Source organism: Candidatus Nitrosotenuis cloacae (genome assembly GCF_000955905.1).
Classification (GTDB): Archaea; Thermoproteota; Nitrososphaeria; order Nitrososphaerales; family Nitrosopumilaceae; genus Nitrosotenuis; species Nitrosotenuis cloacae.
Genome location: NZ_CP011097.1, coordinates 224,190 through 237,938 on the forward strand (window position 1 = coordinate 224,190; position 13,749 = coordinate 237,938).

General features: G+C 37.9%; 16 protein-coding genes. 9 read left to right on the forward strand and 7 right to left on the reverse strand.

Annotation, left to right across the window (positions count from 1 at the left end; translation table 11 throughout):
- Window position 1: 1 nt before the first annotated feature.
- Window positions 2–913, reverse strand: coding sequence for a thioredoxin-disulfide reductase (gene trxB, locus SU86_RS01135; RefSeq protein WP_052755411.1), 912 nt, complete (start codon window positions 911–913; stop codon window positions 2–4).
- 71 nt (window positions 914–984) lie between these two features.
- Between trxB and SU86_RS01140 the strand changes: the two genes are divergently transcribed.
- Entirely contained in the window at window positions 985–1,344 is a 360-nt protein-coding gene (locus SU86_RS01140; protein WP_048186903.1) for a hypothetical protein, read from the forward strand.
- Window positions 1,345–1,379: 35 nt separating this feature from the next.
- Here SU86_RS01140 and SU86_RS10140 read toward each other — a convergent pair whose 3' ends face one another.
- Window positions 1,380–1,721, reverse strand: coding sequence for an ArsR/SmtB family transcription factor (locus SU86_RS10140; protein ID WP_052755412.1), 342 nt, complete (start codon window positions 1,719–1,721; stop codon window positions 1,380–1,382).
- A gap of 94 nt (window positions 1,722–1,815) precedes the next feature.
- Between SU86_RS10140 and SU86_RS01150 the strand changes: the two genes are divergently transcribed.
- The 7 genes from SU86_RS01150 (at window position 1,816) to SU86_RS01180 (ending at window position 8,560) form a co-directional block, all read left to right on the forward strand.
- Entirely contained in the window at window positions 1,816–2,475 is a 660-nt protein-coding gene (locus SU86_RS01150; RefSeq protein ID WP_048186904.1) for a hypothetical protein, read from the forward strand.
- A 66-nt stretch (window positions 2,476–2,541) separates the two neighbouring features.
- Window positions 2,542–4,032 (forward strand): cupredoxin domain-containing protein, encoded by a 1,491-nt coding sequence (locus tag SU86_RS09325; RefSeq protein ID WP_158507452.1) that lies wholly within the window; start codon window positions 2,542–2,544, stop codon window positions 4,030–4,032.
- A gap of 83 nt (window positions 4,033–4,115) precedes the next feature.
- Window positions 4,116–4,517 carry a peptide-methionine (R)-S-oxide reductase MsrB gene (gene msrB, locus SU86_RS01160; protein ID WP_048186905.1) on the forward strand — a complete coding sequence of 134 codons (402 nt, stop codon included), beginning with the start codon at window positions 4,116–4,118 and terminating at the stop codon, window positions 4,515–4,517.
- A gap of 110 nt (window positions 4,518–4,627) precedes the next feature.
- Window positions 4,628–4,915: a hypothetical protein gene (locus tag SU86_RS01165; RefSeq protein ID WP_048186906.1), complete on the forward strand. Its 288-nt coding sequence runs from the start codon at window positions 4,628–4,630 to the stop codon at window positions 4,913–4,915.
- 142 nt (window positions 4,916–5,057) lie between these two features.
- Window positions 5,058–5,747, forward strand: coding sequence for a hypothetical protein (locus SU86_RS01170; RefSeq protein WP_048186907.1), 690 nt, complete (start codon window positions 5,058–5,060; stop codon window positions 5,745–5,747).
- Between the two features lie 640 nt (window positions 5,748–6,387).
- The gene (locus tag SU86_RS01175; RefSeq protein WP_158507453.1) at window positions 6,388–8,145 is read left to right on the forward strand and encodes a pentapeptide repeat-containing protein; all 1,758 of its coding nucleotides are present in this window, start codon (window positions 6,388–6,390) and stop codon (window positions 8,143–8,145) included.
- 118 nt (window positions 8,146–8,263) lie between these two features.
- Window positions 8,264–8,560, forward strand: a complete 297-nt coding sequence (locus SU86_RS01180) for a hypothetical protein (protein WP_048186909.1) — start codon at window positions 8,264–8,266, stop codon at window positions 8,558–8,560.
- Between the two features lie 3 nt (window positions 8,561–8,563).
- Here the strand turns inward: SU86_RS01180 and SU86_RS01185 are convergent, their stop codons facing one another.
- The 4 genes from SU86_RS01185 to pstC are packed head-to-tail and all read right to left on the reverse strand — an operon-like array spanning window position 8,564 to window position 11,902.
- Complete coding sequence (locus SU86_RS01185) at window positions 8,564–9,199, reverse strand: phosphate signaling complex PhoU family protein (RefSeq protein WP_048186910.1); 636 nt, start codon at window positions 9,197–9,199, stop codon at window positions 8,564–8,566.
- Window positions 9,196–10,002: a phosphate ABC transporter ATP-binding protein PstB gene (pstB, locus tag SU86_RS01190; protein WP_236687764.1), complete on the reverse strand. Its 807-nt coding sequence runs from the start codon at window positions 10,000–10,002 to the stop codon at window positions 9,196–9,198. The genes SU86_RS01185 and pstB overlap by 4 nt, the downstream gene beginning before the upstream one ends.
- Window positions 10,003–10,007: 5 nt before the next feature.
- Complete coding sequence (gene pstA, locus SU86_RS01195) at window positions 10,008–10,937, reverse strand: phosphate ABC transporter permease PstA (protein ID WP_236687726.1); 930 nt, start codon at window positions 10,935–10,937, stop codon at window positions 10,008–10,010.
- Window positions 10,934–11,902, reverse strand: a complete 969-nt coding sequence (gene pstC / locus SU86_RS01200; protein ID WP_048186911.1) for a phosphate ABC transporter permease subunit PstC — start codon at window positions 11,900–11,902, stop codon at window positions 10,934–10,936. The genes pstA and pstC overlap by 4 nt, the downstream gene beginning before the upstream one ends.
- Window positions 11,903–12,026: 124 nt before the next feature.
- On the opposite strand from pstC, the gene SU86_RS01205 reads away from it, so the two are divergent.
- Window positions 12,027–13,064 carry a phosphate signaling complex PhoU family protein gene (locus SU86_RS01205; RefSeq protein ID WP_048186912.1) on the forward strand — a complete coding sequence of 346 codons (1,038 nt, stop codon included), beginning with the start codon at window positions 12,027–12,029 and terminating at the stop codon, window positions 13,062–13,064.
- Between the two features lie 25 nt (window positions 13,065–13,089).
- On the opposite strand, the gene SU86_RS01210 is transcribed toward SU86_RS01205, so the two are convergent.
- Window positions 13,090–13,683: a hypothetical protein gene (locus SU86_RS01210; RefSeq protein WP_048186913.1), complete on the reverse strand. Its 594-nt coding sequence runs from the start codon at window positions 13,681–13,683 to the stop codon at window positions 13,090–13,092.
- Window positions 13,684–13,749: the final 66 nt, after the last annotated feature.

The following is a 13,749-nucleotide window of genomic DNA, read 5'->3' on the forward strand; positions in this document are numbered from 1 at the left end:
GTTATTTTGTTTCTAGATATCTTATTGCATCGATAGCCGCTTGTGCTCCAGTCCCTGCCGCAGTAACAGCTTGGCGATATTCGTAATCAAACACATCACCTGCAACAAAAACTCCTTTTACACTTGTTCTGCTCTTTTCTACACGCCTAACAAAGCCATTGGGTAGAATGTCTACTTTACCACGGAACACTTCAGTGTTTGGTTTGTGTCCTATTGCAATGAAAACTGCACTACAAGGAATTTTTTTTATCTCTCTTGTTTTTACATTCTCAATTTTTACACCAGTAACATTATCTTTTCCTTGAATTTCTTTTACTATGCTCCACCAGACAAACTCTATTTTTGATTCATTAAATGCCCTTTGTTGAAGTGTGTGAGTTGCTCTAAGTTCGTCTCTTCTATTGATCACTGTCACTTTTTTGGCTATTTTTGCCATGAATAAAGCATCTTCAATTGCAACATCACCACCACCGACAAGGCAGATATCTTTATCTTTGAAGAAAAAACCATCGCATGTTGCGCAGGCAGAAACGCCTTTACCTTTAAGGCGTTCTTCAGATTCAAGACCTAGCCATAAAGCTGATGCGCCAGTTGCGATAATTACAACATCTGTAGTCAGTTCTTTTTCTATAGTTTTGATTACAAATGGTTGTTTTCGAAAATCAACTTCAGTCACAGTACTATCTAGAAACTTTGCACCCACCTTTCCAGCCTGCTCGCGCACCTTAGTCATTAGATCGGGTCCTAATATGCCTCCTGGAAACCCCGGAAAGTTTTCTACGTCTGTTGTAAAAATCAACTGTCCTCCCAGTTGGTCGCCTGAAATGACAGTTGTGTCAATTCCTGCTCGAACTAGATAAATTGAAGAAGTTAGTCCTGCGGGCCCAGATCCAATCACAACCGCCTTTGCCATAAAAATCCTTACGCACATTTAAATATATACATATACAAAGTTTTTTAGTAATAGATCCCAACTAATCTCCAATGTATATCTGTGACGAATGCCATGAGGACCAACAACATTCAAAATATCATGTCCCAGCAATACTTCATTCCAAAAATAGGAACAGAATTCTTCATTTAGAGTGCTGCTCGCGGGAAAACCTGGTCAATAGAATAAACGAGATTATAGAGTCTGAAATAATGTTTTATGAGGATGTTTCTAAGCTAGTTGAAAACTTTAACTCTGAAACCCTAGAAAAATTCAAGAAAAAATATGGAACCTATGAAGAGATTATAGGAAGCATGAAATATGATCCTATGCAAGATGCAATGTTAGCAAGTCAAATTGATAAATTTCTAGAGATTTTGGCCGTGATTAACGAACTTGAGAAACATTTGTAGTTTAGATTGATAAAAACAGAGAGAGGATTAGCGAACTACAACTTAGTTATTATTTCCTCAAAAAGTTGTTGATTCTGCTTAAATAACGGAGACACAAAATAGGTATTGATCCCACCATTTCTGAATCTTTCAACAAGATGATTTTTCTCTAGTGTATTTAGATGATGTTTTATTACCTTGTAATCTATCCCAATATGTCGAGACATTTGATTTGGGTTGCTAGGTCTACCCGCTAGAAGATTTACGATTTTGATTCTGTTTGCGGTTCCTCTAGCAGAGGAAAACAAGTTCCAAAACAGTTTTTTTGTGTCTGGGTGAGTTGGAATTTCGATTTTATGAATATTCTTCGCCTTCATGTTCATACCAACTGATATCATAATATCAATTATAAACGTTCTTATAATTGATATTATGATAGCATATTATAACATATCATGATATCAATATATAAAGGCAACTAGGTGAAATTGTATGCCAAAAGATCTATTGGTGCGTGGAATCGATGAGAAAATTTATTCCTCTTTAGGTGAAAAAGCAAAAGCCCAGGGTATCTCTCTAAACTCTATAGTAAAGGATGCAATAGACTCTTGGTTAAGTCATCAAGATAGAGAAATGGTAAAGCATCACTTGATTTTGTATTCTGGTGATAATTCAATAATTAATGCTTTAAAATCAATAGATCATTTCACAGCAAAATCTTCCTGGTTTAGATCCTTTTATGGTCCGCCAGATAGCCAGATAACAAAAACACTAGAGAAACTAAAATGGTATAATGGAACCGCCTCACCATATGATGTTACAAAAAACATAATACAATTTTATGGGAAAATGATGAAAAGGGTTGCTGATAAAGCTAAAAACCAACCGGTTTGTTGTTTTGACTTTGTTATAAGTGATCTTGCAAGAAAGACGTCGTTAACACAATCCACAAAGACTGAAAAAGCATACAATGAAATTAAGATGAAAGGAGTGATGTTTTGTCCCTATGATGTAGAAGATGTTTTGTCATCAGGGTTGCATGATCTGATAAGCTTATTTGAAGAGCATGATGAGATTTTCCTTCTACAAGACGACCGAGTATATAAACTTCATGTGAGTCTAGAAAACATTCACAAATTATTTTTCAATTAAATATTGGTAGATGTTTGGCAGTATCTTGGTAAAACGTTTTTAAATTATAATTTTATGTGCGTTTTGATGAATACCAGAAAAATCATGGGACTAGGCACAATTATTTTGTCAATTACCTTGATGATGTTGTTCGTTTCTGATTCTACTGAGTTAGCGATTCAAGACGTATTTGGATTAAAAAGTAAAGGCTCAGATACTTCAGGTCGTGTCGGCACAGACTCATATGGTTCCGCAAATAAAGGAATTGTTTGTGATGATAGGTTATGTTCTGAATATCCAGGTGGTTATAAACAATTCAAAAAAGAACAAGAGCAAAGTTCAAAAATCAAATCTAAAACTGTAGGGCAAAAACTAGTCGAAGAAAACAAAATGGAAAACGAAATGATGAAATCTAAAGAGATGACAAAACGTGCTAATGATGCCCCAATGAAAATAGTAAAAAAAATCCAGACACAAGATAACGTTTCCGTGGAATTTAGGGTTCCAGAAACTATTGTTGCAGGTAAGCTGATTCCTATCAATGCCAGAGTTTATGATGCAAGTAACGAGGGAAATCTTTCTCACACTGACTGGTCATACGCAATAATTGATTCCAATGGAAATATAGTTCATAAAAGCACAACACTACACGGTCACTTCGGTATCATGAACTTTAAGGATACATTTCCTGCTTCAGGAACGTACACTATAAAGTATACCGTATTGTCTTCTGGTACAGTCCTGTTTGGAATGCCAGTTCCTGAACTTGGTCAGACAAGATCTGTAATTAGTGGCGACCTCTTAAAGTTCGCAGAAGACCCAAAAAATGACTTTGGTTCAAGGACGTTTGAATTTACAGTTGATATAATGAATCAAGGCCAAACCCTTGTGCTTGACGGTTCTGAACCAGGCACGTTAATTTTAGTAAGTTTCTCTACAGCACCTGAAAGGATTGTTGTAGGGCAACCCGCCACATTGATGATAGACGTCAACGATGCAAAAACCGGAAAGGATGCGACTCACGTTGACGGGTTGATAACGATAGCACATGAAAATCTTCAAGTAACTGCATCAGGAGATCAGCCAGAGGCTCCTATTCCGATACCATTACACGGTGCATACCATGGTCACCTTGGTGTAGTGTCTACCGGTCACACCTTTTACCAATCCGGAACTTATGTAATTGATGTGGATCTTAATGGGATTCCATATTCCATACCTGCTTTTGGACAAACCTCAGCTAGATTCACAATCGAGGTTTTTGAAGGCGGTTCTACACAAGAGATAAAACAAACTATAAAAGAAAACACGGTTGATATAGTTGGTATAGAATCACCATTTTTCAGCCCAAACATAATCAATGTATTGCCGAGGCAAACCATAACGTTCGATAATATAGATGGAAATCAGCATACTATCACATCGGTAAAAGCTGGTACTATAGAACCTGATGGCAAGTTTGACAGCAAGCTTCTTGCACCAGGAAAAAAATTCGAGATTACTCTTAATGAAAAAGGGACTTATGAATATTTCTGCGCTGTGCATCCTCCTATGCGCGGCAAGATAATAATTTCCTAAACCGTTTTTTTATTTTTAGTTTTGAATGTTAGTTGGAAGAAATTTGGTAAAACAGTTTTAAACAATAAGTAGATAGCATTGCCATGGAACATACTAAAAAATCAGAACAAGAATGGAAGGAGACTTTAACTCCTGAACAATACAAGATCTTGAGACAAAAAGGGACCGAGATACCTTTTACTGGAAAATACTATAAGAATAAAGACAGAGGCATCTACAAATGCGCTGCTTGTGGGGGCGAACTTTTTGATTCTGAAACAAAGTATGATTCAGGCTCAGGCTGGCCAAGCTTTCATTCTCCATCTTCTGAAGATAGTGTCTCATTAGACAAAGATACTAGTCTTGGAATGGTTAGAACAGAGGTAAAGTGCAGCAAGTGTGATTCACATTTAGGCCATGTATTTGATGATGGTCCAGGCCCAACTAACAAAAGATTTTGCATAAATTCTGCCTCACTAAATTTTGAAAAAGAAAATAACAATTAATTGTAGTACATATATCGGATAACATCATGACTCAGACTTGCTCTCTGTGTAACACGACGATCGAAAATACTTCGCTAGTTTTTAAAAAATCTGATCTTGAAATTAATTCTTTGATAGTTCCAAGTAAACTAACTGAAAAAGATCTTATCTGTGTTACCTGTTTTAATGAAATGTTAGAAGATCCCAAAACTAATGTCAAAAAAGGAAGAATCATCATTCTTACTGATATTGTAAAAAATGAGATAGATAATAATGAGATTAATGTTGACTATATCTTCAAAAAGTTAGACATAGAAATGAACAAATGGACATTGTCTGAATCTGACAAAGTAACATATCTTTTAGAAATTACAGACATAATTGAAGATCTGACACATGATAAATTAAGCGAACAGTAAGCAATAACCTAACTAGAAGAAGTTATCATTAACTCATCAAAACATGTTTCCAAAATTCACAAACTTAACAATTAAAATAGCACGTAAAAAGCCATACTCTGGAGTTTGCAAAGAATAGTACTGCGAAATTATGGTGATCTTCATGTCAAGCAATAAAATTCGTTTTGGCGCAATTGTGGTTTTTTCTGTATTTGTAATTAGTGCATTTTTTGTTCATAATGCATTCGGCTTGGCTTCTGAAGAATGTGGCCTATGGGATATGAAATCTGAATGTGATCTCTCCGGTTGGATTGGATTAATTGTAGGCGATATTGGAGTGGCAGTGTTTTTGTCAGTGTTGTTGTATTTTTTAGCACAGCGTAGTAATGCAAAATTAGAACAAAATAGTGTCGAAATAAGAAAAAACAGTGAAGAAATACAAAAAATAGTTAGAGCCCAAGAGTTGCTTAGGATAACACGTAAAGATCATGCAGTTAAAAGCTTCAAAAGCCACATAGCCATTCTGCTTTTTGTTATAGAGATTATCAACAAACTGATAACGAATTACAACACAACGACTGAACAAAAAAGTGTACTTTATGCTAAAATTAAAGGAGAGGAAGAAAGATTAGCACGTATCACCCAAAACCTAAAAAATACAATAACTTATGCAAGTGACACTCTTGATCCAGTTCTGTTAGACCAATTAGATGGATTTTGCACATTTGTTAGCCAACCCAACATAATAGAAAAAGACGGGAACTTAGAATTTTCCAAATATGAAAAATCCAAAAGAAAAATTGATGAAGTGGTAAAAAAGCTTGCAAATATTACCAATTCCATCTCCAACTGATTTTCGTATTATATCATCACACAGACTTTGGTGTGATCTGTTCTTATTGATGAAGGATTAGTGGAAAAACGATTTGATGAAAAGGGAAGAAAATATTATAGATTAACTAGTAAAATGAAAAGTGAATAAAATTCTCAAATCCTAACCCGGCTATCTTTCGCAAGATGCACGAAGTACCCAAACGACAAACAAAAATCACTCCATGTCGATAAGACCAATCTTCCAAACACAGAGTGCAATAGAATCGCAATAACCACACTAAACAAAATCCACATCCTCATAGTATGCACAAACTATCTATGCCCGGCATCAGTTTCGTGTAGAAAACTAACGCAACTACCACATGAACCAGTGATAGCCAAATATCGAGTTTCAGCAAAACGAAAGAAATCAAAACTACTCAAAGACTTGTCATGATTCCAGAGTCCAGATGTTCTTTCATGTAAGGCATTATACGGCCTCCAAAATGCTGAGATAACGCTGTAAACACCCGCTTTTCCAAACCATCTTCTTTATGACAATGACTCCATTAGGAAATTCTTCGACGGAAACAAAAATGGGGGTGTGCCCGTTCATTACGTATGGTCGAGAACCACCAGACCCGCTAAGTTTTATCTATATTATTCTCATATCTGTTAACATGAAGATTTTCCTCATCTTATCGTTATTGCTTATTGGCATTCTCGCTTTGATCTTTATTCCAACACAAAACTTCTCAATACTCTCAATTGAGGACGTGACCAAATCAAAAATCCAGACATGTCTAGATAGCAACTATCAAATGCAAATCGATAAAAATCTGTCCGATTGTGATCTTTCAGGAATATCATTAAGGGGGATAAATTTTGAAAATGCAAATCTCACAAATTCTGATCTAAGTGGTTCCGATCTAACTAAATCTAATCTTAGATATGTTAATTTAAAAAACGCAAAACTATTTGGCACAAATCTGAGGGAGGCTGATCTCTATAAGGCGGATCTTAGGTATGCTGTTTTAGATGGCTCCAACATGAGAGATACAATACTGGAAGGAGCAAACATTGAACAATCAAGCCTTCGTTACGTAAAATTGTATAAAACAATTCTTGCCGGTGCGAGTCTTGTCAATGTTGATGCATCTCATGCAAATTTCTGTGGGCAAGACCTGACCAAGAATCTCTTGTTTAAAACTAATTTTACTGGTGCAGATCTAGCGTATGCGAATCTTGCAAATACTCAATTAAGTAATTCCTATCTGAAAGAGGCATTTCTCAAAGATGCAAACCTGGCTTTTGCGGATCTATCAAACCTAGATCTGAGTGGAACTAACTTTAATGGTGCAAACATGGTGGGAACTGTGATCAGACAATCTAACCTGGAGAATTCTGACTTTAGTGATATTGAATTACGCAATGCAGTAATTGAAGACTCGATATTTGATAATGCAAATATCTATCGCTCTGACTTTTCTTCTGCTAAAACAAAAAACTTGAATTTACACAATGCCATCTCGCAGGAAATCAAATCATCTAACAGTCAATTACATAAAGCTACCAGACATCCACATGGCAATTTCTCTAATGCTGATCTACATGAAAAAGACTTTTCAGAATCATCACTAGAGTTTTCTACATTTGTGAATTCTAATCTGAAGAAAAGCAAATTATCTCATACGAATTTCACAAATTCTGATCTTAGAGGAGCAGATCTATCTAATTCTGATTTATTGGGATCTATATTCAAAGGTGCAAATTTAGAGCACGCTAATTTATCCGATGCAAATCTATCTGGTGCGGATTTGTCTGGAGCAAATTTTAGAGGAGCAAATCTATCTGGAACAGTTCTATATGGTGTTAAAGCATACGGATCTGATTTTTCTAATGCAAATCTCACCAATGCAAAGATCAAGGCTGCAATATTTCATGGTTCAAAATTTAATGCTGCAGTTTTAAATCTAGATATGAGTAAGGGCCAATTTAGTGGCACAGAAATCATCAACTCTGATTTAAGTAATAAGAATCTTGAATCTATTAACCTACGAAACGCTAATCTACAAAACACTAGGCTGACAAATTCAAGCCTACAAAATGCAGATCTTTCGTTTGTCTATTTGAATTCCGCTAATCTGGCGAATACTAATTTTGAAAAAGCATCGCTTTTTGCGGCTGATTTGGGAAATGCAAATCTAGAGAATTCAAATTTAATTGGTGCGGATCTTCGCTTAATACATATTAAAAATGCAAAGTTAAATGATATCAATATATCTAAAGAAACAAAAACCGATTCTTGTTTAGAAAATAATCTATTTCACAAATTGATTTGTAAGATAACTTTGAAATTATATGATATTGGTCCGCCTTATGAAACTACTTATGTGCATAGAGACAGTTACAAATTACGATCTGTAAACACCAACTGAATAAATCTCGCTTGGCCTAAATATGGCCCCCGTCATTTTGGTATCGGTTACACTATTCCACTATTGAGTTTGATATTTTGACAAAGTTTTTTATTAAATTAATTTTGTTAAATCTCCTATGGTGGATTTGTTGATACAAGTCTTTGAGAGATACACTCTACAGGATGTACTTGGGGAAATCCCACAAGCTGATGAAAAACTAAGACAAAATCTAGAATTTACAATGTCTTCCTTGATAAAAAATCTGGACAACAAGTCAAGTCCTGAGATGCAAAAAATCCTATCACAACATCTAAGAGCAAAACAAGAGATTACAAAGTTTTCAGGCGCTATGGCACTAGATCAGTCCAAACTAGAGCTGTTTCACGAGTTTTTGACAAAATACATCTGTGAGATCGAATCCCGACTAAAATGATCTTTAAGGCAGTTTTTGGATCTTGTGTTTGCCAGTTACGATATAGTTTATTGCATCGCTCATAAATAACGCATGATCCGCTATTCGCTCAAGATAACGCAGTACTAGGGCCTCAGCTAGGGCGCACTTTGTGTTTTGCGAGTTAATCAGCATTGGCAATCGTTGCTTGTACATCTTGTCTACAAACTCTTCGTTTTCCTGCATGGTTATTGCCTTTCGTATGTCCAGTTCTGCAAAATACAAAACAGAATCTTTGATCATTGTCTTTACCTTGTTTGATACCTCGATTAGCCAGCTCTTATCGCACTCTGAAATGTCCCCAAAGACATCCCTAACTGATGCAATATCGTACGCATATCTTCCAAATCTTGTAAACCCGTATGATATCTCAATTGATGAACGAATGAATCTGAAATCATCTGCAACTGGCTGGTATTTTAGAAAAATATCAAATGTCAGATCAGCCACCTCAAAGTATCGCTTTGAGATCTCACTTGATATTTCGTGCACTCTTTTGGTCTCGTCTTTCCCATACAGGTAAGAATCAATTGCAAGCATGATGCTTTGTGTTGCCAAATCTCCCATCTCTGACATCATGCCAGAGAGTTTTTTTATGGAAGGATCGATTAGGCGAGTCATCCAAATTGCCCCTGGACATATTTTGCAGTTAGCTCATTCTTTGGTTGGGTAAAGATCTTTTTTGTCTCTTCAAATTCTATCAAGTCGCCCAAATACATGAATGCTGTATAATCTGAGACACGAACTGCCTGTTGCATATTGTGTGTGACAATGATTATGGTGAATTCTTTTGCAAGCTCGATTATGGTCTCTTCTATTTTTTGCGTGGCTATTGGATCAAGTGCTGATGCTGGCTCATCCATTAGCAAAACCTCGGGTTGTATTGCCAGGGCACGTGCAATGCACACTCGTTGTTGCTGACCTCCTGAGAGCTCCATTGCTGGCTTTTTGAGATTATCCTTTACCTCATCCCACAAATATGCCATCTTTAGCGAGTCTTCCACTATCTCATCTAGGACTTTTTTGTCTCTGATCCCGTTTAACCGTAGGCCTGCAGCCACATTGTCGTAAATTGACATTGTTGGAAAGGGGTTTGGCTTTTGAAAAACCATGCCGACTTTGCGCCTGTGATAGATGGGATCTACGCCTTTGGAGTAAAGGTCTTCACCGTCCAGCAAAATCCTGCCCTCAACTTTGGCACTCTTTGTCATATCATGCATTCTGTTTAGGCATCGCAGAAATGTGGTCTTGCCACATCCAGAAGGGCCAATCAAAGACGTAACTGTTCTTTCCCTGAATCTCATTGTGATGTTTTTGACTGCTTGTACTCCACCATAATACACTGAAACGTTTTCTGCTATCATTTTGTATTTTTTCTCATCGACTGGCAGTTTTTCTGAGACTATGTTTTGCATATCGATCATGGCCGTCATTTTCTTCTTCCACCCATCACTCTATAGAACAGTCTGCTCTTGGTGCTGCTTTTTGTTGCAAAATAATATCTCACGCCAATGTTGATTGCCAAAATTATCATTATCAGAACACATGCAGCGCCCCAGCCTTGTAGCTGTGCACTATCGTATGGAAGCAAGGACAGTCTCCATACCCGAAGTGGTAATGCGTCCATTGGCGAGTCAAAGCCCGCAAAGAACTGACTGCTTCCAAGAACCGTCATGATTAGCGGTGCTGTCTCGCCAGAGATTCTTGCCACTGCAAGTAATATGCCAGTGATCATTCCACTTTTTGCAGCAGAAAGTATTATTCTGAATGTGACTACCCATTGCCTTAGCCCCAAGGCAAGGCCTGCCTCTCGATATGTTAGCGGAACAAGCTTGAGGGATTCTTCAGTGGTTCTGGCAACGATTGGAAACATTATCAGTGATAGTGCAAATGCACCTGCCCATAATGAGAAATGCCCAAGCAATAGCACTATGGTCAAAAACGCAAATACTCCAAGAACAATGGATGGAAATTCCATAAACACATCATTAAAGAATCGGACTGTCCTTCCAAGCTTGTTATCACCAAACTCTGCCAAGAAAATTCCAGACATTACTCCAATTGGGATTCCGATCAGACTAGACATGCCAATTATGATCAAGGTTCCCTGAATGGCAGGACCAATCCCGCCAGTGCCTGAGCCTACGGCGCCGGGAACCTGGGTCAAAAACTCTACAGAAATGGCAGCAATCCCATTTTTGAAGACTTCAAGCAGAATGCTGCCAAGTGGAATTATTGCAATTACTACACAACCCAACACAATCCCCATTGCGATCTTGTCGACGACTAGTCTTCCTCTGACATTGTGCTTGAATAATGCGCGATACTCTACTCTTTTTTGGATGGATGATTGCATCATGCGTTTATGACTCCTTCTTTTACTTTGAGCATTCTTGATACCAAAAGATGTGCAACGATGTTAATTGCAATTGCAACCAACAACAAGGTAAATCCTATTCCAATCAATGCTGGCAAATGCAGTGATGCTGGCGAGGCCTCGATGAACTCGTTAGCTATTATGCTTGGCATTGTTTGCCCAGGTTGGAAAAGTGTTTGTGGAAATGCGTTTGGGCCTGTTGCATTACCAATCAGCATTGTTACTGCCATGGTCTCGCCAACTGCTCGACCTAGGCCCAAAATAGCTGCACCGATCAATCCTGTCTTTGCATATGGAAATATTGCCAGCTTGAACATTTCCCACTTTGTTGCACCGAGCATGTAGGCAGCCTCTTTTTGCATGTGTGGAACCGCCATCATTATCTCTCGAGAGACTGCAGAAATAGTAGGTATGATCATTATTGACAAAATTATGCTGGCACTGAAAATATCAAGACCAAATGGGGCCGATGAGAAAAGCCAAACACTCTCACCAAAAGCATCATGCAATGGGTATTCTATGTTGTATAGCAGAAACTCTCTGAAAACCAGCAAGCCCCAAAATCCGTAAATTATGCTTGGAACTGCTGCCAGCAGATCAATTACTATAGAAAGTGGGCCTGCAATGAATTTTGGCGCCTGGGAGATAAACATGGCAATCCCAATACTCACTGGAACACCCATTGCCATGGCAAGGCCCGCCGTGACTAGGGTTCCCATAATGTATGGGGCAGCACCAAATGACTCTCTTCCCTCAACGGCATTCCACTCTGCACCGATTATGAAACCGAGTCCCTCATGCTCCCAAACTAGGTGTGACTCTGAGTACAGTTGAAACACGATCAGCACAATTACTGCTAAAACATAGACTCCGGAAACTGTTGCAATTATTTTGAATATTTTGTCTGTGGGTATCCTACGCGTGGATCTTTGAGTGGCTAACAACACCTTGGTTTTGTTGTTATTGTTTTATCTCGGATCACCATAGTCTACCTAGCAAACATAGTTCTATATTGATCAATATAGTTTACAGACCAAACTAGTATTAGCTATCATTCATTTCAGTTGATCAGTGCAATCATTAGAAGACACAAAGCAGACTCGTCGAATACAGATTAGCGGCGGCTCGACCTATACAATATCGCTTCCAAAAAAATGGATTGATGAGCTTGGAATAAAAAACGGCGATAACATGACAATAATAAAAAATTCAAACCGATCCTTGACGTTGTTTCCAGGATCAGACAATGAGAGGCCTACAAAAAAAGCCATATTCACAATCAGCCAGAAAGACTCTGAAGAGTCCATTAGGCGCAAAATAGTCGCGTTATATCTTACTGGATACAAGACCATTCAGGTTACATCAAAGGGAGTCAAAATTTTGCCAGAGCATTCTCGACTCATAAAGGATCTGGTTCGCAAATCCATGATTGGAACGGAAATAGTCGAGTCGGATTCTGAATCAATAACAATACAAATTCTGACCAGGCTGCCAGAGCTGACATTTGATGTGGCACTAAAGAGAATGTATCTGATGACTGCAAACATGCACCGCGAGGCAATGGATGCACTCAAAAAATTTGACATTGAATATGGCGAGGAAGTGGTGAGGATGGATGATGAGGTGGACAGATTTAGCCTATACATGATGCGAACACTGATCATGGCAATCCAAAACTCTAGCATGTTGTATGATGTGGGATTGGAGCGACCATCTGATTGCCTCAACTATCGCACTGTAATATCGCGAATAGAGAGAATCGCAGATCATGCGGCATTGATTGCCAAGAGAATAAAGTTTCTAAAAGAACCATTAGAGCCAAAAATCCTCAAGGAACTGGAATCACTTAGCAACGATGCAATCACTTGCTTTGAGAATTCCATATCGGCGCTGGCAAAAAAAGACCACATTCTAGCAGAAAAGGTGGCTGCAAACATTATCCAAGTCGTGGAAAAGGAAAAAGAACTCATGTATGGAATGAAGGAATCAAAAAACTCTACCATTGTCAAGTTTACCCTAGAAGACATTAGGAGAACTGCTGAATATTCCAGCGATATAATAGAAACCGTGGTCAATGAGACCATTCATAACGTAATTAATGAAAAATAATTAAAAAGAAAAACTGATTTTTCTTTTATTCGTATGGTTTTCTGTTTTGTTCTTCTTTGATCATTGCATCCAAGAGAGGATTTTCTGCGTGGTATCCGCCACATCCAATAGTGAATGTGTCAGTTACTGCAAAGCCGGTCTTTCCGCCTGTAGTATATCCTTCCTCGTTATCGGTTCTTGTGTCTACTTTGTAGTTTACGATATTACATCTGTCATATTGTAGAACTCTAACTGGTTCTCCTGCTTGCAATAGATCGACTCTCACTTTGAAATCAAAGTAATCGCCAGTTTGACGTCCATCAAGACCATTTGCTTGGACTTCGTCTACTGCTGCATAGAGGTATGGCGTACCACCTGCAATCTTTGTCAGAGTGAACTCTGGTGATGTTCCTCGTCCGTTATTTCCAAATCCCTGTGTTTGTGAGATCAGCTGGAAATCAGCTACTTCTGTTTTGTCACCGAATGTGAACGTTGCAGTTGGACTGATTCCCTCTGCAAACAAATAGACATTGTTACCTTTTGGTGCATCAGCTGCTTGTATGCTGTCAGTTTGTGACAGACTCACAATCAATCCGATTGATGCAATTGCAAGGACTGCAATGATTGAAGTCTTTTTCATATTTTGTGTGTTCATTGTGGGTGTTTTGATATTACTATACTAAAAAAGAATCTTTATTGATTTGGT